Here is a 22,506-nt window from a genome sequence, read left to right on the forward strand (position 1 = left end):
GTCACCGCAGCGAGGCGAGCACGGGCTCCAGGTCCCGCGGCGCGTGCCACAGCGGCAGCCGCAGGTGAGTCCGGAAGCCGTCGTAGACCGAAAACGCGGGCCCCGGCGCCAGTTTCACCCCGGCGGCGAGGGCGCGCTGCGCGAGGCGCACGGCGTCTTCGCCGGTGTCGGCCCACAGCCCGGTACCGCCGGCGGGCGTCGTCCAGCGCCAGTGCGGGACCACGCGGCCGAGGACGTCCACAGTGGACTCCCAGCGCGCGGCGAGCAGCGCGCGCCGCGCCTCGCGGGCCTCCGCGACGCGGCGCAGCAACCCGGCGGCCAGCAGCTGGTCGACGACCGAGCAGCCGAGGTCGATCGCCTTGCGAGCCTCGGTCAGCCGCGCGACCGTCGGCGCGTCCGCACGGATCCACCCGATCCGCACACCGCCCCAGAACAGCTTCGACGCGGTGCCGATGCTCACCAGCAGCTCCGGCGGCACGTGCGCGGCCAGCCCCGGTGCCGGCCCGCGGAACGCCAGGTCGGCGCTGCTGCGGTCCTCCACCGTGCGCAGGCCGGCGGCGGTGATCAGCTTCCCGAGCTCGCGCCGCGCGGCCGCCGGCATACGCTCGCCGGTCGGGTTGTGCACGGACGGCTGGCAGTACAGCAGCGCGGGGGAGCGGCGCAGCGCCGCGCGCAGCTGGTCGCGGTCGATCCCGTCGGTGGTCCAGCGGATGCCCCGCAGCCGGGTCCGGGCCCCGGCGAACGCTTCGAGCGCGCCGCGGTAGCTCGGTTCCTCGACCACGACCAGGTCACCCGCCGTGACCAGCGTGTTCGCCACGAGCCACACGGCCTGCTGGGCGCCCGCGGTCACCAGGACCTGCTCGGGGGTGGTGGGCACGCCGTCGTCGGTGAGCAGCCGGGCGATCGTGGCCCGCAGCCGCGGGATGCCGGCCGGGAAGTAGCCGTCGGTGCCGAGGTAGGGCTCCAGGTCGGCGGGACCGAGCGCCGCCAGTGCGTCCGCGGTCAGGGCCGAGCCGGGCAGGGCACCGCTCGACAGGTCCGCCGGGGCGGCCGAGCCGGTGAACGAAACGAGCCGGCCACCCGGCACACCCGGTCCGCCGGGCTGGCGCCGGCGCACCCGCGAACCGGAGCCGGCCTCGGCCGCCAGCCGCCCGCCGGCCGCCAGCTGGTCGTACGCCGAGGTCACCGTGCCCCGGGAGACGCCCAGCGCTCGCGCGAGCGGCCGTTGCGCGGGCAGGACCGCGGCTTCGGGCAGCACGGCGGAGTCGACCAGCTCGGCCAGCGTGGCGGCGAGCGCGGCGGGCAACGTGGGACCGCCGCCGCGCCACGCGCCGAGCAGCCGAACCAGTTCGGCGGCCGTGACCCGGTGCATGTGCACCTCCTTCACCAGCCAGTTTGGACCACTTTCGGCGAACTGGCCCAGCGGCCGCCCGCGCGCCGGGGCGACGATGGCGGACATGGCCACGGTCTGCCTCGTCGGCACCCTCGACACGAAACACGCCGAATACGACTGGCTGCGCACCCGCCTCGAAGTCGACGGCGTGCACACGCTGCTGGTGGACGCCGGTTCCGCCCGGTCGGACGGGGCCGACGTGCCGGCCGACGAGGTGGCCCGCGCCGCCGGCGTCGACCTCGCTTCGCTCTCCCGCGACCGCGGGCAAGCCGTGGAGACGATGGCGCGCGGTGCGGCGGTGACCGTCCGGCGGCTGTTCGACGAGGGCCGTGTCGACGCGGTCCTGGCGGTCGGCGGCTCGGGCGGGTCGTCGATCGCGGCGGCGGTGATGCGCGAGCTGCCGGTGGGCCTGCCGAAGCTGCTGGTCTCCACCATGGCGTCCGGCGACGTCCGCCCGTACGTGGGCGAGACCGACGTGACGCTGATGTACTCCGTGGTCGACATCGCGGGCCTCAACGCGGTGTCGAAGACCGTGCTGGGCAACGCGGCGGCAGCGATCGCCGCCATGGCCCGCCACCACGACACCGGCCGCGAAACCACCGATCGGCCCCTGGTCGCGGTGACGATGTTCGGCGTCACCACCCCCGCCGCCGACGAGGCCCGCGCCGAGCTGGAACGGCTCGGCTACGAGGTGCTCGTGTTCCACGCGACCGGCTCCGGTGGCCGGGCGATGGAGAAGCTCGTGACCGACGGCCTGCTCGCCGGTGTCCTCGACCTGACCACGACGGAGCTGGCTGACGAGCTCGTCGGCGGGGTGCTCTCCGCGGGCCCGCACCGGCTGGAGGCGGCCGGGCGCGCGGGCTTGCCGCAGGTGGTCAGCGTCGGCGCGCTCGACATGGTCAACTTCGGCCCGGCCGACACCGTGCCCGAGCGGTTCGCGGACCGGAACCTGCTGGTGCACAACCCGACCGTCACGCTGATGCGGACGACCCCGGAGGAATCCGCGGAGCTGGGCACGCTGCTCGGGCGCAAACTCCGCGCGGCACAAGGGCCCGTCTCGGTGTTCCTGCCGCTCGGCGGAGTGTCCGCTGTGGACGTTCCGGACGGTCCGTTCCACGACCCGGCGGCCGACGCCGAGCTGTTCGTCCACCTCACCGAAGCGCTGTCCGGTGGCACGGCGACCGTGACACGGCGCGAAGAAGCCATCAACGACACCGGGTTCGGCGCGGCCGCCGCGCGGGAACTGCACCGGCTCATCGGCGAAGGGAGGTCCTGACGTGGACCGCGAACGAGCGCTGGCCCGGCTCACCGCCGCGGTGGCGCAAGGCCGTCCGGTGATCGGCGGCGGCGCGGGCACCGGCCTGTCCGCCAAGGCCGCCGAGGCCGGCGGCATCGACCTGCTGATCATCTACAACTCCGGCCGCTACCGCATGGCCGGCCGCGGGTCGCTGGCCGGGCTGCTGGCCTACGGCGACGCCAACGGCATCGTCGTGGACATGGCGCGCGAGGTGCTCCCGGTCGTGCGCGACACGCCGGTGCTGGCCGGCGTCAACGGCACCGACCCGTTCCGGCTGATGGGCCCGTTCCTCGACGAGCTCAAGCGGATGGGGTTCGCCGGCGTGCAGAACTTCCCGACCGTCGGGCTGATCGACGGCGTGTTCCGCCAGAACCTCGAGGAGACCGGCATGGGCTACGGCCTGGAGGTCGACCTCGTCGCGCTGGCCCGCGAACGCGATCTGCTGACCGCGCCGTACGTGTTCGACCCCGAGCAGGCTGCCGACATGACCCGCGCGGGCGCCGACGTGCTCGTGCCGCACCTCGGGCTCACCACCAGCGGCACGATCGGCGCGCGGACGGCCGTCACGCTCGACGAGGCCGTCACCCGGGTGCAGGCGATGCACGACGCGGCCAAGCGGGTGAACCCGGACGTGCTCGTGCTGTGCCACGGCGGCCCGATCGCCGAACCCGCCGACGCGCAGTACGTGCTCGACCACACCGAGGGGATCGTCGGTTTCTTCGGCGCTTCCTCGATCGAACGGCTCCCGGCCGAGCGCGCGATCCGCGAGCAGACGGAGGCCTTCCACGCGCTGCGGCGGTGATCGCCGGTCTGTGAGCGCCGTCTCAGCTCACGGGACACCTCTGGCGCCACCGGGCGTCGTTCGGTTACCTTCATCAACAGGTCATGAGTGCCAGCGTTCAGCCCCGGCTTGCTGGCCGGCAACCCTCCTACCGCGGTGGGGTGCCCCGGGTGAAGACCGGGCCGGTCGCGTTGTGCGGCGGGCAAGCGCGGGCCCCTCGCCGGGGTCCCCCGGACTGCCGAGGAGGCACAGCCATGACACTCGCTCTGGACCGTACCGCTGAAAACTCCGAAACCGTTGCGGCGCAGGAGATTCCCGGCGTCGCGGGGGCGGCGCTGCGAGTGCCGCTGGTGACCGGCGGCGAGGTCGGCTACGCGAACCTCGACCACGCGGCGAGCGCGCCGTGTCTCGACGCGGTCCGCTCCGCCGTCGACGAGTTCCTGCCCTGGTACGCCAGCGTGCACCGCGGCGCGGGCTTCGCTTCGCAGGTGTCCACGCGCCTTTACGAGCGCACGCGCGACATCCTGCGCCGGTTCGTCGACGCGCGCGCCACCGACACAGTCGTGTTCACCCGCAACACCACGGATTCCTTCAACCTGCTGGCGCGATCGCTGCCGCGGCGCACGTCCGTGGTCGTGTTCGACACCGAGCACCACGCGGCCCTGCTGCCTTGGCGGGGCCCGAATGTGCGCCGCGTGCAGCTGCCGCGCACGCGCCTGGCCGCGGTGTCCGTTGTGGACGAAGCGCTCGCCGCCTGCCCCGAAGGGCCGCGGCTCGTGGTGGTGACCGGAGCGTCCAACGTGACCGGCGAGCTGCTGCCCGTGGCCGAGATCGCCGCCGTGGCCCGGAAACACGGCGCCCGCGTCGCGCTGGACGCCGCGCAGCTCGCACCGCACCGCCGGATCTCCCTGCGGGAGCTGGACGTCGACTACGTCGCCCTCTCGGGGCACAAGCTCTACGCGCCCTTCGGCGCCGGCGCGCTCATCGGCCGGTCCGACTGGCTGCGCGCCGCCGAGCCGTACCTCGCCGGCGGGGGCGCGACGAAGCTCGTGACCTCCGACGCGGTGGTGTGGAACACCGGGGCCGAGCGGCACGAGGCCGGCTCGCCGAACACCGTCGGCGTGTACGCGCTCGGCGTCGCGTGCGAGCGGCTGGCGGCGAACTGGGCCGCCGTGGGCGAGCACGAGGCCACGCTGCTGGAGCGGCTGCGCAAGGGCCTGGCCGGTGTGCCCGGTTGCGCCGAGCTGCGCCTGTTCGACGCGCCGGTGGACCGCGTGGGCACGGTGAGCTTCATCGTCGACGGCTTCGAACCCGGCTGGCTCGCCGCGGTCCTCTCGGCCGAGTACGGCGTCGGTGTGCGCGACGGCGCGTTCTGCGCCCACGTCGCCACCAAGCGCCTCATCGGCGCCTGCGGCCGCGACGGCCAGCAGGCCGTGCGCGTGAGCCTCGGCCTGGGCAGCACCGAGGAGCACGTGGACCGCCTCGTGCTCGCGCTGCGCCAGATCGTCGCCCGCGGCGCCCGCTGGGAGTACACGAAGGTCGACGGTCGCTGGGCGCCGGTGGGGGACCCGCGGGAGCTTCCGCCGTTCTGCGCCTGAGCCCGCTCGCCAGGCTCCCCGCATGGGGAGAGCGTGGGGGTTCTGGGTTCCGTTGGCGGTGCTGGGTTTCGCCGAGCTGATCCTGGCGGCGGTGCAACTCGACCGCCGAGCACGGGGCGCGTTCGGCGACCTGTACTCGGATCCGGTGCACCGGATCCCCGGAGGTCTGCTCGGTCCCGATCCGGGCGGGCTGCAGTTCCTCACCCAGGACCGGGTGCCGCTGCCGCCGTCGACGTACGCGACGGCGCTCGGCTGGCCGATCGCGCTCGCCGTGGTGGCGGCGCTCGTGCTGGCCAGGTACGCGCGCGCCGGGAATGCCCTGAGCACCGGCCGCTTCGCCGCCCTCCTCGCCGGGGGGCCTGCTCGCCGTGCCGGTGCTGGACCTGGTCGCATTCGGCCGGCTCGGCCTCGGCGCCGACGTGCGCGGACCCGTGCTGGCGGCGCCGGGGCTGCTGGTGCTCGCGTGGTACGAGCGCAGCGTCGTCGTGCTGGTGCTCGCGGTGGTCTTCGCCCTGGTCGCGGCCGTGGCGCTGCCCGGGCTCGGCGGGGTCGTGCTGTCGGCCGCGATCCTGCTCGCGACGGCGTTCGTGGTGGTCGCCGGACCGGCGAAGTGGCGGTCACGGCCTGCCGCCGCGACCGGGTGAGCCCGGGGCGTGGACAATGGGGGTGTGAGCACCGAGTCCTCCTCGTCCGAACGCGGCCTGTCCGAAGGCGCGAAGCCCGCCGATGCCCCCGAACCGGCGGTGACCGGCGATGCGGCTCCCGAGGAGCCCGCCGCCGAGAAGGCGCCCGTGCCGCTGCCCAAGCGCCGGGTCGGGCTGGTGTTCGCGATCGCGGCCCTGATCTGGGCGATCGACCTGGTGTCGAAGAACCTCGTGGCCGCGAACCTCGAGGGCAAGGAGCCGGTGCGGATCCTCGGCGGGCTGATCTACCTGCAGGTGATCCGCAACTCCGGGGCCGCGTTCTCGATGGCCTCCGGCATGACGTGGGTGTTCGCGCTGGTCGCCGCCGCGGTGGCGGTCGCCATCATCTGGCTCTCGCGGCGGCTGCGCAGCGTCGGCTGGGCCATCGGCCTCGGCCTGGTGCTCGCGGGCGCGCTCGGCAACCTCACCGACCGCATCTTCCGGGCCCCCGGCCCGCTGCGCGGTCACGTCATCGACTTCATCTCGGCCTTCGCCCCCAACGGCGAGGGCTTCGCGATCTTCAACATCGCAGACTCCGCGATCTGCTGCGGCGGCGTGCTCATCGTGCTGCTGTCGCTGCTGGGCAAGGACTACGACGGCACCTCGACCCGTGACAAGAACAGCAAGAAGGAGACCGCGTGACCGCGCGCCTGCTGCCCGTCCCCGACGGGCTCGACGGCATGCGCGTCGACGCCGGCCTCGCCAAGCTGCTGGGCCTGTCCCGCACGGTCGTGGCGGAGCTCGCCGAGGCCGGTGACGTGCTGGTGGACGGCCGGCCCGCCGGCAAGTCCGACCGCCTGACCGCCGGCGGCCTGCTCGAAGTGACGCTGCCGGAGCCGGAGTCCCCGATCCAGGTCATCGCCGAGGCCGTGGAGGGCATGAAGATCCTCCACGACGACGACGACATCGTGGTGATCTCCAAGCCGGTGGGCGTCGCCGTGCACCCGAGCCCCGGCTGGACCGGGCCGACGGTCGTCGGCGGGCTCGCCGCCGCGGGCCTGCGCATCTCGACGTCGGGCGCCGCCGAGCGCCAGGGCGTGGTGCACCGGCTCGACGCGGGCACCACCGGCGTGATGGTGGTGGCCAAGAGCGAGCACGCGTACACGGTGCTCAAGCGCGCGTTCAAGGAGCGCACGGTCGACAAGGGCTACCACGCCGTGGTCCAAGGCCACCCGGACCCGACGCGCGGCACCATCGACGCGCCGATCGACCGCCACCCGCGTCACGACTACAAGTTCGCCGTGGTCGCGGGCGGGCGCCCGAGCGTGACGCACTACGAGGTGGTGGAGGCGTTCCGAGCCGCGTCGCTGGCCCACGTGAAGCTCGAGACGGGCCGCACGCACCAGATCCGCGTGCACTTCTCCGCGCTGCGCCACCCGTGCGTGGGTGACCTGACCTACGGCGCCGACCCGGTGCTGGCGCGTCACCTCGGCCTCACGCGGCAGTGGCTGCACGCCCGCACCCTCGGCTTCGCGCACCCGGCCGACGGGCGCTGGGTCGAGTTCGAGGCGGAGTACCCCGACGACCTCGCCCGCGCGCTGGACATCCTGCGCGAGGAGAGCTACTAGCCCTCGACGGCCCAGGTCAGCGTGCGGTCGTCCGGCTCCGGGCGGGGGCTCCAGCGCACCGAGACCACCCGCGTCGCGTCCGGGAGGACGTAGACGGTGTGGCCGCCGAGCGTCTCGCCGGGCTGCACGCCGATCTTGTGCGGCGGCCGGGAGGTCAGGGACACGGGCGCCTTGGCGACCGTCGTGCCGTCGGCCGTGACGAGCTCCAGGTAGTTGTCCGGCAGCGACGCGAAGGGCACGTTGCCGCGGTTGGTGATCTCGGTGTGCACGACCACCGCCCGCTCGCCCGTGTCGAGCCGGTAGCCGGCGGCGCCGAACAGGTAGTCGGCCGGGTCCTGCACCTCCAGCAGCTGCACGGTGAGCTGCTCGCCTTCGAGCCCCTGCGTCGGCAGTGTCTCGCCGATCCGGCCGTGTCTGCCCTCGGCGGGGCCTGCGCGCCGCGGCTCGTCACCGCGGGCCCAGGACGCGGTCTGCGGCACGCCCCACGTGCTCAGCGCGGGGTCGAGCGGCGGCGGTCCCGGCACGGCCGGGTACGCGCCCGACGGGACGCCGTAGGGACCCGAGGGTACGCCGTATGGTCCGGACGGCACGCCGTGCCCGGGTCCGGACGGTCCACCGTGGACGGACGGCGCACCCGGCGTTCCGGGTCCGTTCCCGGGACGCGGAACGGGGGCGCTCGGCGGGGCCGCGGCCGGAAACCCTTGCCCCGTCGGCATCCCGTGGCCCGCTCCGGCCGGCAGGCCCGCGCCGGGCCGTCCGCCGGGCGCGGCGACGGGCATCGCCCCCGAGGGCGGCTGGGCCTGCTGCCACGACGGCGGCGCTCCCGCGATCGCCGCCCGCAGCCCGGAAGGATCGCTCTCGACGCCGACGAGCAGCGGCAACCCGCTGCCGGACAAGGCAACCAGGCGGTAGGCGACCTCACGCGGGTCCATGCCCACCTTCGCGGCGAGGTCGTGCACGGCCGTTTTGCCCAGCTCGGCGAGGGCGGCGAGCAGGCGGACATCGGCGGGATCGGTCACGGCCACCCGGGGAACGCTACCTTCCGGGCCACGCCGGCCGCGGCAAGGCCGGGGCCGCGTCGCCCGGTCCGGTGGCAGGAGCCCGGTTTCGGTGGCTCTGGGTGTCGGGAACGGCCCCGATCCACCGTTCACAATGGGTGAACGGGACGCTCGTGCCGGAACGCCACCCCGGAGCCCGGCTCTCCATTAGGGTCGGAATCGCACGGCACCACCGAACCCCGGGAGTCCGCACCCATGACCGTCGTCACCGATCTCGCCGACGAGCTCGTCGACGAGATGTTCGGCTTCGAACCGCTCTCCGCCGCGATCCTGGGCATCAAACCCGACGCGCCGGGACTCGGCGACCCCAGCGCCGCCGCCGAAGCCGCCTACCGCGAGCGGCTCGCCGGTCTGCTGGAGCGCGCGCGGGCGATCGAGGCCGGCGACCTCGACGCGACGGACCGCGTCACGCGCGAGGTGGTGATCAACTCGATCGAGGGCAAGCTCGACCTCATCGACAGCCGTTTCGGCGAGTTCACCGTGACCGACCTGTTCGTCGGGCCCGCGGCGGGCCTGCTCTCGGCACTGCCGATGGCGCCGGTGCTGCCGGGCGACAAGGCCTCGGTGCACCTCGACCGGCTGGCCGGGATCCCGGCCTTCCTGCGCGCGGTCGCGGTGCGGCACCGTGAGGGCATCGAGGCCGGGCTGGTGCCCGTCGAGCGGCTGGTGAAGGGCGCGATCGCCCACGTCGACCGCTACCTCGCCGAGCCGGCGGGTGACCCGCTGCTGCGCCAGCCGGCGCCCGACGAGGCGTTCGCGAGCCGGCGCGAGGAGCTGCTGCGCGACGTCGTGCGCCCGGCGTTCAAGGAGTACCGCGACTTCCTCGAGGCCGAGGTGCTCGCCCACGGCCGGCCCGACGACCGCGCGGGTGTGTCGTGGCTGCCCGGCGGGGACGAGATCTACGCGCGCCTCGCGCGCATGCACACCACCACCGACCGCTCGCCCCAGGAGCTGCACGACACCGGTCTCGAGGTGATCGCGGGCCAGGTCGAGCAGTACCAGGCGCTGGGGGAGCGCGTATTCGGCACGCGCGACCTGCAGGAGATCTTCGAGCGGCTGCGCACCGACCCGAAGCTGCGCTGGACGAGTGCCGAGGAGCTGCTCGACACCGCGCGCTCGGCCATCACGCGCGCGGCGGCCGAGTCGCCGAAGTGGTTCGGCACGATCCCCGAGCAGCCGTGGACCGTCGAGGCCGTGCCGGAGGACTCCGCGCCCGGCGCGCCGCCCGCGTACTTCATGCCGCCGGCCGCCGACGGTTCGCGCCCGGGCACCTACTTCGCCAACACCTACGAGGCCACCGAACGGTTCCGGCACACCGCCGAGGCCACGGCGTTCCACGAGGCGATCCCGGGCCACCACTTCCAGCTCAGCACCGCGCTCGGGCTCACCGACCTGCCGCTGCTGCGCCGCCTCGGCGACTTCAACGCCTACGTCGAGGGCTGGGGCCTCTACACCGAGCGCCTCGCCGACGAGATGGGTCTGTACTCCGACGACGTCTCGCTGCTCGGCATGCTCACGCTGGAGTCGATGCGCGCCGGGCGGCTCGTGGTCGACACGGGGCTGCACGCGCTGGGCTGGAGCCGGCAGCAGGCCATCGACTACCTCGTCGCGAACACGCCCATGGGCAAGCTGGAGATCGAGGCGGAGATCGACCGCTACATCGGCTACCCGGGCCAGGCGCTCGCGTACCTGGTGGGGCGCCTGGAGATCCAGCGGATCCGCGCTGCCGCCGAGACCCGCTTGGGCAGTGAGTTCGACGTCCGCGCGTTCCACGACGTGGTGCTCTCGGGCGGCGCGCTGCCGCTGTCGGTGCTCGACTCCGTGGTCGCGGCGTGGATCGCGGGCCACGGCGACACCGTCGACGGGCTCGCCGAGGACCTGCTGGAGCTGGAGTTCGAACGCGAACCGCTCGAACGCACGATGTACGGCCTGCCCGGCGACCACGGGGCGCTGCCCGACCCGAGCCTCGCGGCGACCGCGAGCTTCCGCGCCCGCTTCGCCGACCTCGCCGACCGCGCGGAGGCCCTCGACCGGGCCGGGCTTTCGACCACGGACGCCGTGACGCGCGACGTGGTGATCGCGCGCGCCCGCGGTGTCGTCGACACGCTGGACTCACGGTTGTCCGGGTTCGCCGTGAGCGACGGGTTCAGCTCGCCCGCGCTGTACCTGATCACCAACCTCTCCGCGCTGGTGCCCGACGACGAGGAGAAGGCCGAGGGCTACCTCCGCCGGCTCGCCGGCGTCGGCGGCTACCTCGACGCCGTGATCGAAGCCCAGCGCGCGACCGTGGCCGAGGGCTTCGCTCCGCCGGACTTCCTGGTGCGCGTGGGCATCGGGTACGTCGAGCGCTACCTCGCGGCCGAGGACGCCGACCCGCTGCGGGTCACGCCGGCGGTCGAGGTCGCCGGCTTCGCCGAGGAGCGCGACCGGCTGCTGGCCGAGGTCGTGCGCCCGGCGTTCGCGCGCTACCGCGCGTTCCTGGCCGACGAGGTGGCGCCGGTCGCCAAGCCCGAGTCCGAGCCGGGGATCGGGCACCTACCGGGCGGGCAGGAGAAGTACCAGGGCCTGATCCGCGCCGAGACCACCACCGACCGCACGGCGCAGGACCTGCACGACACGGGCCTGCGGATCGCCGAAAAGCTGGCGGGGGAGTACCGCGAGCTCGGCGGGCGGGTGTTCGGCACCCAGGACCTCGCCGAGATCTTCGAGCACCTGCGCAGCGACCCCGAGCTGCGCTGGCGCGACGGCGAGGAGCTGCTGGCCGGCGCCCGCGCCGCCATCACGCGGGCGGAAGCCGTTGCGCCGCAGTGGTTCTCGCGCGTGCCCGCCGCGAAGTGCGTGGTGGCGCCGGTCCCGGAGGCCGACGCGGCGAGCGGCACCATCGCCTACTACCTGCCCGCGTCGCTCGACGGCTCGCGGCCGGGCACCTACTACGCCAACACCCACGAGGCGAGCTCGCGGCCGCGGTTCACGAGCGAGGGCATCGCGTTCCACGAAGCCGTGCCGGGACACCACTTCCAGCTCTCGTTCGCACAGGAGCTCACCGATCTGCCGATGCTGCGTCGGCTGGTGCCGTTCAACGCCTACATCGAGGGCTGGGGCCTCTACTCCGAGCGGCTGGCCGAGGAGATGGGCCTGTACTCCGACGACGTCACGCGCCTGGGCATGCTCACACAGGACTCGATGCGCGCCGCCCGGCTCGTGGTCGACACCGGCCTGCACGCACTGGGCTGGACCCGGCAGCAGGCGGTGGACTACGCCGCGGCCAACACGCCGATGGCGCGGATCGAGATCGAGGCGGAGATCGACCGGTACGTCGCGAACCCGGGCCAGGCGCTCGGCTACATGGTGGGGCGCCTGGAGATCGAGCGCGTACGCGCCGCGGCCGAGGAGGCGCTGGGCGCGGACTTCGACATCCGCGAGTTCCACGACGTAGTGCTGGGCAACGGAAACCTGCCACTGTCCACACTGGACACGCTCGTGACCGAGTGGATCGCCGGCCGGCAGGCGGAGGGTGCGCGGTGACCTGGCTCGACCTGCCCGCAGATACGGACTTCGGGCTCGACAACCTGCCCTACGGCGTGTTTTCCCGCGGCGGCGAGCCAGAACGCCGTGTCGGCGTGGCGGTGGGCGAGCACGTGCTCGACCTGTCGGCGGCTGCCGAGGAAGCGGCGGCGCCCTTCGCGCAGCTGCTCACGAGCGGCGTGCTCAACCCGCTGCTCGCGGCCGGGCCCGCGACGTGGCAGGACGTGCGCGAGCAGGTGCGCGAGTGGTTCACCGCCGAGCGCTACGCCGACCAGGTGCGCCCGCACCTCGTGCCGCGTGCGGAGATCACGAACCACCTGCCGTTCGAGGTCGCGGACTACGTCGACTTCTACTCGAGCGAGCAGCACGCGATCAACGCCGGGCGGATCTTCCGCGGGGCCGACGACGAGCTGATGTCGAACTGGAAGCACCTCCCGATCGGCTACCACGGGCGCGCCGGCACGGTCGTGGTGTCGGGGACGCCGGTCGTGCGGCCTTCGGGGCAGCGCAAGCCGCGCGCGGCCGCGGAGCCGTCGTACGGCCCGTCGCAGCTGCTCGACATCGAGGCCGAGGTCGGCTTCGTGGTGGGCACCCCGTCGACGCTGGGCACGCCGGTGCCGGTCGAGGACTTCGCGAAGCACGTGTTCGGCGTGTGCCTGGTCAACGACTGGTCCGCGCGCGACATCCAGGGCTGGGAGTCGCAGCCGCTGGGGCCGTTCCTCGGGAAGTCGTTCGCCACCTCGGTGGCGCCGTGGATCGTGCCGCTGGCCGCGCTGGAACACGCGCGCGTGCCGCAGCCCGCGCAGGACCCGCGGCCGCTGGAGTACCTGCGGGTCACCGAGCCGTGGGGGCTGGACCTCGCGCTGGAGATCCGGATCAACGGCCACCTGGTGTCGAGCCCGCCGTTCGCCACGCAGTACTGGACGGCGCCGCAGCAGCTCGCGCACCTCACCGTGAACGGCGCGAGCCTGCGGACCGGCGACCTGTACGCGTCGGGCACGGTCACCGGGCCCGCCAAGGACCAGCGCGGGTCACTGCTGGAGCTGAGCTGGGGCGGGCGCGAACCGTTCGCGCTGGGCGACGGCGAGACGCGGACGTTCCTGGAAGACGGCGACGAGGTCTCGATCAGCGCCACCGCGCCCGGGCCGGCCGGCAGCCGGATCGGCTTCGGGGAGGTGTCCGGGCGGGTCGTGCCCCGCTAGCCCGCCGGGCTCGGCGGTGGCGGTCACGTCGGGCGGCGCCACACTGTGCGACGGATGCCGGTGGCGCTGTCGGCAGAGCGTCCCCGCACGGCGGGGCGGGCCGATCTGTAGTGACATGGGACGGGTGAAGGCACTTCGCTCCTTCCTGGACAAGTCGGACGAGCGGCTGGGCGACGGGCTCGAGCGCGTCCTGTGCGCCCACCACCGGCGGCGGCTGCGCGGGCTCGGCTGGGGCAGCGTGCTCGAACCGGCCGGGACGCAAGACCGGTTCGGCGGCCGGGCGCCGATCCGCCGGCACAACAGGGTCGAAGTGCTGATCGACGGCGAGGAGTCCCTGCCGGTGATCGAGAACGCCATCCGGCGGGCCCGGTCCCACGTGCACATCGCCGGCTGGCACGCGAGTGCGGACTTCCGGCTCACGCGCGAACCCGGCGCGCCCACGCTGCGGGAGCTGCTCGCCGAGACCGCGGGACGCGGCGTCGGCGTACGCGTGTTGCTGTGGGCGGGCCCGCCGCTCCCGGCGTTCCAGCCGACGCGGGGCCTGGCGCGGAAGGAGCAGCGGAAGTTCTCCGAGGGTACGGGTGTGCGCTGCGTGCTGGACTCCCGTGAGCGGACCATGCATTGCCACCACGAGAAACTGGTGGTGGTCGACGACGCGGTGGCGTTCGTCGGCGGTGTGGATTTCACCGCGCTGGAGGGCGATCGGCACGACAGCCCGGACCACCCGCCGCGGCCGATCGGCTGGCACGATCTGGCGGCCCGGCTCGAAGGGCCGGTCGTCGCGGACGTCGCGGAGCACTTCCGGCAGCGGTGGACCGAAGTGGCGGGCGAAGACCTGCCGCGGCCTGAGGTGCCGCGGCCCGCGGGCGACAGCGACGTGCAACTGCTGCGGACGGTGCCCGACCACACCTACGCGTTCGCGCCGCGGGGCGAGTTCACGATCCTCGACAGCTACCTCCGTGCCCTGCGGTCGGCGCGGCGGCTGGTCTACGTGGAGAACCAGTTCCTGTGGTCGCCCGAAATCATCGAGGTGCTCCTCGCCAAGCTGCGCGACCCGCCCGACGAGCGCTTCCGCGTGGTGCTGGTGCTGGTGCTGCCGCGCAAGCCCAGCAACGGCGCCGACACCACCCGCGGCCAGCTGGGCAGGCTCATCGACGCGGATGACGGCAACCACCGCCTCCTCGCGACGACGATCAGCGCGCACGACGGGGAGTCCGCCGCCCCCGTGTACGTCCACGCGAAACTCGGCATCGTGGACGACGAGTGGCTGACCGTGGGATCCGCGAACCTCAACGAGCACTCGCTCTTCAACGACACGGAAGTCAACATCACGACCGACGACCGCGCCTTGGTCCGCGCCACCAGGCTGCGCCTGTGGTCCGAGCACCTGGGCCGCCCCGCCGCGGAACTGGACACCGATCCCGCGGACGTGATCGACCACCTGTGGCGGCCGCTCGCGGAGGACCAAGCCGAGCGGGAACGCCGGGGTGAGCGCCGCACCCACCGGCTCGTGTTGCTCCCCGGTGTCTCCCGCCGCGCCGGCCGGCTGCAGGGCCCGTTGCGGGGCCTCCTCGTGGACGGCTGAGGAGGCTCCGTGGTGTCCGGCCAGGAGCACCCCGAGGGGCCGTGGTGGGCACGGTCCCTCGGGGTGCGCCGGCGGATCCGTGCCGCCGGAACTCCGTGGTGATCGGGGATGGAAGTGATCACACGGAGTCGAGGTCGGCACTCCCTCGGGCCAGCGCCGCCCGGCTGACACCCAGCACGCAGCCGAGCGACAGCAACGACACCAGGCACACGTAGACGGCCACCGAGACGACCGAGCCGGTGGCCCGCACCAGTGAAGCCGCGATGATCGGCGCGAGCGCGCCGCCCAGCAGGACACCGAGCTGGAAACTGGTCGACGCGGCGCTGAACCGGACCCGGGCGTCGAACATCTCCACGATGAAGGTGGCCTGCGGTCCGTAGCTGATGCTGAAGAAGATCGCGCCCACGAGGTAAGCCCCCAGCACGGCGGCGAAGTTGCCGCTCGCGACCGCGAGGATCGTCGGGTAGATCCACACCGCCATCGCGGCGAGGCCGATCAGGATCATGCGGCGCCTGCCGAACCGTTCGCTCATCGAGCCGAAGTACGGCAGCGCCGCGCACGCGACCACGCCGGAGACCATGATGGCGGTGAGCAAGGAAGCCCGGTCCATCGATTTCGCCGAGGCGGCGTAGCTCAGGGCGTAGGTGTTGACGATGTAGTAGTAGGCGCCGGTGCTGATCATCGATCCGATGGCGAGCAGGATCTGGGTGGGGTACGCGCGGATCGCGGTGATCAGCGGCGCGCGCTGCGCTTCCTTGCGTTCACGGACCTTCTCGAACACGGGCGTCTCGCGCAGCTGCAGCCGAACCACGAGCCCCACGGCCACCAGCACGATGCTGATGAGGAACGGAATCCGCCAGCCCCACGCCAGGAACTGCTGCTCGGGCAGTTGCGAAACCAGCAGGAAAACCAGGGTGGACAGCACCAGCCCGGCCGGGACGCCGATCTGGGGGAGGCTGCCGTAGAGGCCGCGCTTGCGGGGCGAGGCGTATTCCACGGCCGTGAGCACGGCGCCGCCCCACTCGCCACCGACTCCGAAGCCCTGCACCAGGCGCAAGAGCACCATGAGGATCGGCGCCCACACGCCCACTTGCGCGTACGTCGGCAGCACGCCCATGAGGAAGGTCGCGAACCCCATCATGGTCAGTGACAGGACCAGCATCTTCTTGCGGCCGATGCGGTCGCCGAAGTGGCCGAGGATGATCCCGCCGATCGGCCGGGCGCCGAACCCGATCGCGAAGGTGGAGAACGCGAGCAACGAGCCCGCGAGCGGGTCCGCGGAGGGGAAGTACAGCGGTGCGATGACCAGGGCTGCGGCGATCCCGTAGAGCTGGAAGTCGTACCACTCGATGGTCGTGCCGATCAGCACCGACAGGGCGACCCGCCGCATCGGTGGACGAGCTTGGGGCGACGGCCCTCCGGGCGCGCCCTCCGCGGTCGCGGATCTCGATGTGCTCCGTGACCGGTCCGGCGTCAGCTCACTCGCCATGTACCTCTCCTCGTCGTTTTGGGGACGGCGGGCAGCGCCGTCCGAACCCGATGACTGCATTGGCATCCAGGAGCGAGGGCGGCCGCGTGGCTGTGGCTGGAGTCGGCCGTTCGCGAAATCGATCGGCCGGAGTCGGCCGATCGACAGTTAATTAACGTTCATTAATGGGTGGAAAGGGACGATAGTCTGGAGCTGTGACCAAGTCAACGGCCGTCTCGCCGCAGGCCGTGCACGAAGCCGCTCGCGATCTCTTCGCGAGCCGGGGCTACCGCGGCACCTCGATGAAGGACATCGCGCAGGTCTTGGCGGTCTCCGCGCCGAACCTCTACAACCACGTCACGTCGAAGCAGGATCTTCTCTACCGGATCATGGACGTGGCGATGGACCGCGCCCTGGCCGCACTCGCCACCGCCCTCGACGGCGTGACCGACCTGGCGGACCAGCTGCGGCGCGCCACCGAGGTGACGGTGCTGGACTTCCTCGAGAACCCCGCCGAGGTCACGGTCTGCAACAGCGAGATCCGCAACCTGGAGACACCGCTGCGCCAGGCCATCATCGACAAGCGTGACGCCTACGGCGCGCAGATCCTCGCCATCGTCGACCGCGGCTGCGCGCAAGGCCGGTTCGACGTGCCCGAGCCGCGGGTCGCCTCGTTCGCGATCCTGGAGATGGGCAACAACGCGAAGGCGTGGTTCCACCCGGACGGCCACTACACCGCGGCCGAAGTGGCGGCGCTCTACGGCAGCTTCGCGTTGCGGATCGTCGGCTGCCGGCCCGCGGAGCCGTGATCCGTGGGAGCGGCGGCCGGGCGGGTCGTGGCCCGCTGGGCCAAGCGCGCGCTCAGGGGAGAGAACTGCCGATGCATCCCTGATTTCGGGGATGCGGGCAGGGAGCCTCCTGACGATCGAGGCTCTGGCTCTGTGTGGTGCCGATCAGCCGTGCCCTGTCGGCCGAAGGCTCAGCCTTCGCCCCAGGAGGCAATGAGCGGCTCGGTAGTGACAGGACTCCGATGCGGTGAAAACGAACCAGGGCGGGAGAGGATTCCGGCTCTCCCGCCTTGATTTCGCCTTATCGCCCGGTTTGTCGCTCAGTGGTGGTTACCGTGCGGTGCCCAGATCTTGAACTGGCCGCTGTCGTAAAGCAGGCCGAGCAGGTAGAGCATTCCGTCGTAATAACGGGCCCGCCCGGTCGGGATCGGCGTGTTCCAGAAATCCCGGACAAAGGCGTTCTTGCCCGGATCGGTGGCCGAGATCGCGGAGGTCGAGTTCATCGCCACGAGCCCCTCGGCGTGCGCGGGTTCGTAGGTGTTCTGGCCGGAGGTCAGCGGGGTGCCGTCGAGGTGGTAGCGGCTGACATAAGTGCTGACGCCCTGGCCCTGGAAGAAGTGCTCCAGCGTGTTGGAGTACTGCGTCTCCCACGGTTTGACGCCGTACCAGGAAGCGTCGACGTTGGCGTTGGCGATGGCGCGCCACGCGTCTTCCTGGAAGTTGTGGTCGTAGGCATTGTCGGTGGCCGTCTCGGTCGGCCGCAGGTACGGCGTGCCGTCGAAGTGGGCGTAGTCCGGGGCCAGGCCGGTCGCCGGGTTCGCCGCCTTCTGCAGCAGCGTTTCGCCCGCGGTGTAGGCCTTGTCCCACAGCTCGCGATCCGACGGGTCGGCCGCGGCGAACACCTTGTAGAACCCGGTGAGGCTGTAGGAGGGATCGGTGTAGTCGACCGCGAACGGCGGCGAGAACGTCGGCAGGGAGGACTTGCGGTCGAACATGTCGACGCCGCCGTGGTCGGACTCGTGCCACATCGCGTGGAGGATCTGCTCCGCCTGCTGCCCGTAGTCGTAAGTCCCGCGCCCGTCGCCCCACCGGCCCGACGCGAAGTCGAGCGCCGCGGCGATCCACTGGTCCCCGTCGGGCGCCACGCCGGTGTCGATGATCTTCCCGGTGGTGTCGGTGTGCCAGGCGAAGTAGTACTGCTCGGGTCCGCTCTGGATCTGCATCTTCGTCTTCGCGAAGTTCCACAGCGCGTCGAACTCCTGCTTGTGGCCCAGTTGCACCGCGATCATCATGGCGTAACCCATGCCCTCGGTGCGTACGTCCTGGTTGCCGATGTCCTCGACGTAGGCCAAGTCCGGCGCGAGCTGGTAGTACAGCGTCTGGCCGTCGTAGCGGTTCGCGTCGGTGCCCGGGTTGCCGTGGAAGAGCTGTTGCCAAGTGGTGTTCACCTTGGCGTCGACCTGTCTCTTCGAGTAGCCGGCGCGGGCGAACGCGTCGGGATACGGCCCGGCGTGCAGATTTCCGGGCGGATTGTGGGCGGGAAATGGTGCGGCGAATGCGGTCGCGGATACGGAGGACAACAAAGCAGCGGTCGCGAGAATCAGCGTGCTGAGTTTCGTCGTCTTGCGCACACGACACCTCCTCGTGTCAGGGCGGGCACGGTGGCCGCGGGGCCGTCGTCAACTTAAGAGGCCGAGATAGAGCGAGTCAATGGCCAACCCTCGCCAGAAATGGGGGAGGTTATTTCAATTATGGGGCTAACCTTGCTAACGTGACCGGGGTGGAATCGCGACAAATGCGCAATCGGCGCGCAGTGCTCGCCGCGGCACGATTCGGGCGCCCGACGACCCGGCTGGAGATCGCGCGCATGACCGGTCTCTCGGCGGCCACCGTCTCCGGCCTTGTCGCTGACCTGATCACGGACGGTGTCCTGGTCGAGCTGGCCCAGCGAGTCCCCGCCGCGGGCGTGGCCGGCGGGCGCCCGGCCGCGGCGCTCGCCCTCAACCCGGCGCTGGGCGCGCTGATCGGCATCCACCTGGCTCACGCGGGGGTCCGGATCCTGCTCGCCGGCGTGGACGGCACCGTGCGCGCCGAGCACACCCACGACATCGACGTCGAACACCAGCCGGCCGACACGCTCGAGTACGTGGCTTCCACGGCGCTCGACCTCGTCGCGGACCTCGAGATCCCGCACCGGGAGCTGCTGGGCGTCGGGGTGGCGGTCTCGGCTCCGGTGCTGCTGCATTCGCAGACCCTCAGCTCACCGCCGATGCTGAGCGATTGGGGCGAGGTCGACATCGCGGCGCGGCTCGGGAAGCGCATGGGCCTGCCCGTGCACGTCCGCAACGACGCCGACCTCGGCGCGCTCGCCGAATGGCGCCTCGGCGCGGCGGCGGCCGCGGACAACTTCGTCTATGTGATGCTGTCCGAGGGGGTCGGCGCCGGTCTCGTCCTGCAGGGCCGGCTCTACGAGGGCGACGCCGGTGCCGCGGGCGAGCTCGGGCACGTCACGGTGGTCCCGGACGGGCAGATCTGCCGATGCGGCAGCCGGGGCTGCCTGGAGACCGTCGTCGGGGCTCGCGCGCTCGCCACCACGCTCGCCCACAGTCACGGCCCCACCTGCAGCTTCGCCGATCTGATCTCCCTGGCGCACCAAGGAGATCCCGGCGTGCGGCGCCTGCTCGGCGACGCGGGCCGGGCCGTCGGCACCGCGCTGGCCCCCGTCTGCACCGTGCTCAACCCGAAACTGGTCGTCGTCGGCGGCACCCTCGCGCAGACCGGCGAGCCCCTGCTCACCGGAATCAGGGAGACGCTGGCGCGCAACGTTTCGCCCGTCACCAACCGGACGCCGGAGCTCGTCCCGGGCGCACTCGGCACCGGCGCCGAAGCGCTCGGCGCGGTGATCACGGCGAACCAGTTCGCCGACCTCGGCTGACCACCGCGCGGCGATTCGGGCCGCAGGGCGCGGAGCCCGGGCTCGACGTCGCGGAGACCGGTACCTCCGGCGCCGGATCGGGCTGTCGGTCGGGCCCGGTACCGGGGGATGCCTCCCCGGTAACCTCCACTTAGCGCGCGCTTAGCCAGGCCGGTGCGCCGGGCCGCGGGAAACGAAGGAGCACGATGAGGATCGGGACGGGCATCAACTACTCCGGCGGGTTCGCCGACAGCGTGGCGGACATCGTCGAGCTGGAGAAGGTCGGGCTCGACATCGCCTTCGTCCCGGAGGCCTACAGCTTCGACGCGGTGAGCCAGCTGGGGTACCTCGCGGCGAAGACCGAGCGGGTGCAGCTGGCGTCGGGGATCTTCCAGATCTACACGCGCACGCCGAGTCTCACGGCGATGACGGCGGCGGGCCTGGACTTCGTGTCCGGTGGCCGGTTCACGCTGGGGCTGGGCGCGTCGGGCCCGCAGGTGATCGAGGGCTTCCACGGTGTGAAGTACGACGCGCCGCTGGCCCGCACGCGCGAGATCGTGGAGATCTGCCGGCAGGTGTGGCGGCGCGAGCGCGTGGTCCACGAGGGCAAGCACTACACCATCCCGCTGCCGCCGGAGCAGGGCACGGGGCTGGGCAAACCGCTGAAGCTGATCAACCACCCGGTGCGCGAGCGGATCCCGATCCTGCTGGCGGCGCTGGGCCCGAAGAACGTCGCGCTGACCGCGGAGCTGGCCGAGGGCTGGGAGCCGATCTTCTTCCACCCGGAGAAGGCGAACGACGTGTGGGGCGAGGCGCTGGCCGAGGGCAAGGCCAAGCGCGACCCGGCGCTGGGTGAGCTGGACGTGTTCGCGGGCCCGGCGCTCGCGATCGGCGACGACGTGGAGCACCTGCTCGACCGGATCCGGCCGCACCTGGCCCTCTACATCGGCGGGATGGGCGCGCGCGGCAAGAACTTCTACAACACCCTGGCCCAGCGCTACGGCTTCGAGGCCGAGGCGAAGGAGATCCAGGACCTCTACCTGGACGGCAAGAAGGACGAAGCCGCGGCCGCGGTGCCGCTGGAATTGCTGCGCGCGATCTCGCTCGTGGGCCCCGCGTCGTACGTCGAGGAACGGGTGGCGGCGTTCAAGGAAGCGGGGGTGACCACGCTGGTGGTCAGTCCACTGCAGCCCGGTCGCGAGGCTCGGGTCGACGCCGTGGCGAAGCTGGCGGAGATCATCACCTGACCTGCGGCGACGCGCCGGTGAGCGGGACGGACCAGGCTCGCTCAGGCGTTCGGTTTATCATGTCGTAATAGGAAGGTGTGAAGAAGTCGCACCTCGGGCCCAGTGGCTGTGGTGGGAAAACCGTAAATCCGCGTCCGGCGGGTCACATCGGGTGTAGGAACGGTCTTCCGGGGGAACACGACGGCGAAGCGAAAGCGAGGTAGGCCTGACTGTGCGCAAAATAGCGGGGCCGGCTGCGGGAGTGCTGGACGTGGGTTCGTTCAGCGCCCGCCTCGTCGTGCTCGAGCCCGGGGGTACGCCGCTCGAGCCCGCCTTGACCCACCAGACACGGCTGCGCCTCGACCGTGAGCTCGACGACGACTGCCGGCTGAGCCCGCGAGGGATCGCCGCCATCTCCGCGGCGGTGGCCGACGGCGTGGCCGTAGCGAGGGAACACGGCGTGCGCGACGTGTTCCCCCTGGCGACGTCTTCGATCCGCGACGCGGCCAACGCCACCGAGGTGGTGCGCCGCGTCCGTCGCGACACGGGTGTGGAGCTGCAGTTCCTCTCCGGCCGGCGCGAGGCCGAGCTGACTTATGTGGGCGCCCGGCGCTGGTACGGCGCGTCGGCGGGCCCGCTGCTGGTGCTCGACATCGGCGGCGGCACCGTGGAGCTGTCCGCCGGCGCCGGCTCTCAGGCCGACTTCGCCCGTTCGCTGCCGCTGGGTGCCCGCTCGGTCACGCGCGACTGGCTGCCGGCCGAGCCGCCGGTGCGCACGAAGAAGGTCCGCGCGCTGAGCGAGCACGTGCTGGCAGAGGTGTCGGGCGCGCTGGGCGACGTGACGGAGCACCTCGCCGACCACCACGTGGTCGGCTGCTCGAAGGTGCTGCGCCAGCTGGCCCGCCTCGCGGGCGCGCGCCCCGGCAAGACCCGCGAGCTGCACCTCGACGACCTGCGCGTCTGGATCCCGCGCCTGGCCGCCATGCCGTCGGCGAAACGCGCCGAGCTGCCCGGCATCTCGCGCCAGCGCGCCCAGCAGGCCCTCGGCGGCGCCGTCGTGGCCGAAGCCCTGCTCACCATCACGGGCGGCCGCATGGCCATCTGCCCGTGGTCCACCCGCGACGGCCTCCTGCTCACCCTGCTCGACGCGCTCGCCACGACCCCGGACAGCACGGGTTCGCGTCCGGCCGCGTGACACCTCTGGTGCGGCCAGGGTGGAACGGGGTATCCCGGACGTATGACACGTGAGCTGTTTCCGCGGGATCGGGCTGAGGACGACGAAGACGACTTGACGCTGCCTGATCCCAGCCGGGTGCGTTCGGAGGTGCCGTCGGTGCCGGGGCCGGATTTGACGCCGGGTGAGACGAAGGATGTGGAGTCGCCGCCGGGTACTGGGGACGCTGAGGACGCTTGAGAGTGG

The 22,506-nt window shown here is 72.4% G+C and carries 17 protein-coding genes and 1 riboswitch; of the genes, 13 read left to right on the forward strand and 4 right to left on the reverse strand.

What is annotated here, in order from left to right:
* Position 1 precedes the first annotated feature (1 nt).
* Positions 2-1,459: a PLP-dependent aminotransferase family protein gene (locus AB0K15_RS20405; protein WP_364052393.1), complete on the reverse strand. Its 1,458-nt coding sequence runs from the start codon at positions 1,457-1,459 to the stop codon at positions 2-4.
* On the opposite strand from AB0K15_RS20405, the gene AB0K15_RS20410 reads away from it, so the two are divergent.
* The 6 genes from AB0K15_RS20410 (at position 1,458) to AB0K15_RS20435 (ending at position 7,320) form a co-directional block, all read left to right on the forward strand.
* Complete coding sequence (locus tag AB0K15_RS20410; RefSeq protein ID WP_364052396.1) at positions 1,458-2,669, forward strand: Tm-1-like ATP-binding domain-containing protein; 1,212 nt, start codon at positions 1,458-1,460, stop codon at positions 2,667-2,669. The two genes, AB0K15_RS20405 and AB0K15_RS20410, sit on opposite strands and share 2 nt — an antisense overlap.
* Position 2,670: 1 nt before the next feature.
* Positions 2,671-3,492 (forward strand): phosphoenolpyruvate hydrolase family protein, encoded by an 822-nt coding sequence (locus AB0K15_RS20415; protein WP_364052399.1) that lies wholly within the window; start codon positions 2,671-2,673, stop codon positions 3,490-3,492.
* Between the two features lie 79 nt (positions 3,493-3,571).
* A riboswitch (SAM riboswitch) is annotated at positions 3,572-3,686 on the forward strand.
* 39 nt (positions 3,687-3,725) lie between these two features.
* Entirely contained in the window at positions 3,726-5,069 is a 1,344-nt protein-coding gene (locus AB0K15_RS20420; protein WP_364052402.1) for an aminotransferase class V-fold PLP-dependent enzyme, read from the forward strand.
* A gap of 368 nt (positions 5,070-5,437) precedes the next feature.
* Entirely contained in the window at positions 5,438-5,713 is a 276-nt protein-coding gene (locus tag AB0K15_RS20425; protein ID WP_364052405.1) for a hypothetical protein, read from the forward strand.
* A 24-nt stretch (positions 5,714-5,737) separates the two neighbouring features.
* Positions 5,738-6,394 (forward strand): signal peptidase II, encoded by a 657-nt coding sequence (gene lspA / locus AB0K15_RS20430; protein WP_364052408.1) that lies wholly within the window; start codon positions 5,738-5,740, stop codon positions 6,392-6,394.
* Positions 6,391-7,320: an RluA family pseudouridine synthase gene (locus AB0K15_RS20435; protein WP_364052411.1), complete on the forward strand. Its 930-nt coding sequence runs from the start codon at positions 6,391-6,393 to the stop codon at positions 7,318-7,320. The genes lspA and AB0K15_RS20435 overlap by 4 nt, the downstream gene beginning before the upstream one ends.
* Here the strand turns inward: AB0K15_RS20435 and AB0K15_RS20440 are convergent.
* Positions 7,317-8,345: an AsnC family protein gene (locus AB0K15_RS20440; RefSeq protein WP_364052414.1), complete on the reverse strand. Its 1,029-nt coding sequence runs from the start codon at positions 8,343-8,345 to the stop codon at positions 7,317-7,319. The genes AB0K15_RS20435 and AB0K15_RS20440 overlap by 4 nt on opposite strands.
* A gap of 228 nt (positions 8,346-8,573) precedes the next feature.
* Between AB0K15_RS20440 and AB0K15_RS20445 the strand changes: the two genes are divergently transcribed.
* From AB0K15_RS20445 to AB0K15_RS20455, 3 genes are all read left to right on the forward strand, one after another.
* The gene (locus AB0K15_RS20445) at positions 8,574-11,903 is read left to right on the forward strand and encodes a DUF885 domain-containing protein (protein ID WP_364052417.1); all 3,330 of its coding nucleotides are present in this window, start codon (positions 8,574-8,576) and stop codon (positions 11,901-11,903) included.
* A complete protein-coding gene (gene fahA, locus AB0K15_RS20450; protein WP_364052420.1) occupies positions 11,900-13,105 on the forward strand; it encodes a fumarylacetoacetase in 1,206 nt (401 codons plus the stop codon). Before AB0K15_RS20445 ends, fahA begins: the two co-directional genes overlap by 4 nt.
* Positions 13,106-13,229: 124 nt before the next feature.
* The gene (locus AB0K15_RS20455) at positions 13,230-14,690 is read left to right on the forward strand and encodes a phospholipase D-like domain-containing protein (protein WP_364052423.1); all 1,461 of its coding nucleotides are present in this window, start codon (positions 13,230-13,232) and stop codon (positions 14,688-14,690) included.
* Between the two features lie 118 nt (positions 14,691-14,808).
* On the opposite strand, the gene AB0K15_RS20460 is transcribed toward AB0K15_RS20455, so the two are convergent.
* Positions 14,809-16,080 carry an MFS transporter gene (locus AB0K15_RS20460; protein WP_364052426.1) on the reverse strand — a complete coding sequence of 424 codons (1,272 nt, stop codon included), beginning with the start codon at positions 16,078-16,080 and terminating at the stop codon, positions 14,809-14,811.
* Between the two features lie 293 nt (positions 16,081-16,373).
* Between AB0K15_RS20460 and AB0K15_RS20465 the strand changes: the two genes are divergently transcribed.
* Positions 16,374-16,967: a TetR/AcrR family transcriptional regulator gene (locus tag AB0K15_RS20465; protein ID WP_364052429.1), complete on the forward strand. Its 594-nt coding sequence runs from the start codon at positions 16,374-16,376 to the stop codon at positions 16,965-16,967.
* A gap of 299 nt (positions 16,968-17,266) precedes the next feature.
* Here the strand turns inward: AB0K15_RS20465 and AB0K15_RS20470 are convergent, their stop codons facing one another.
* Positions 17,267-18,577, reverse strand: a complete 1,311-nt coding sequence (locus tag AB0K15_RS20470) for a glycosyl hydrolase family 8 (RefSeq protein ID WP_364052432.1) — start codon at positions 18,575-18,577, stop codon at positions 17,267-17,269.
* Positions 18,578-18,717: 140 nt separating this feature from the next.
* Between AB0K15_RS20470 and AB0K15_RS20475 the strand changes: the two genes are divergently transcribed.
* From AB0K15_RS20475 to AB0K15_RS20485, 3 genes are all read left to right on the forward strand, one after another.
* Positions 18,718-19,881 (forward strand): ROK family protein, encoded by a 1,164-nt coding sequence (locus tag AB0K15_RS20475; protein ID WP_364052435.1) that lies wholly within the window; start codon positions 18,718-18,720, stop codon positions 19,879-19,881.
* A 185-nt stretch (positions 19,882-20,066) separates the two neighbouring features.
* Positions 20,067-21,107: an LLM class F420-dependent oxidoreductase gene (locus tag AB0K15_RS20480; protein ID WP_364052438.1), complete on the forward strand. Its 1,041-nt coding sequence runs from the start codon at positions 20,067-20,069 to the stop codon at positions 21,105-21,107.
* A 211-nt stretch (positions 21,108-21,318) separates the two neighbouring features.
* Complete coding sequence (locus AB0K15_RS20485) at positions 21,319-22,281, forward strand: exopolyphosphatase (protein WP_364052441.1); 963 nt, start codon at positions 21,319-21,321, stop codon at positions 22,279-22,281.
* The last annotated feature ends 225 nt before the right edge of the window (positions 22,282-22,506 follow it).

Origin of the sequence: Amycolatopsis sp. NPDC049253, assembly GCF_040678995.1 — a bacterium.
In the GTDB taxonomy this organism is placed as follows: domain Bacteria; phylum Actinomycetota; class Actinomycetes; order Mycobacteriales; family Pseudonocardiaceae; genus Amycolatopsis.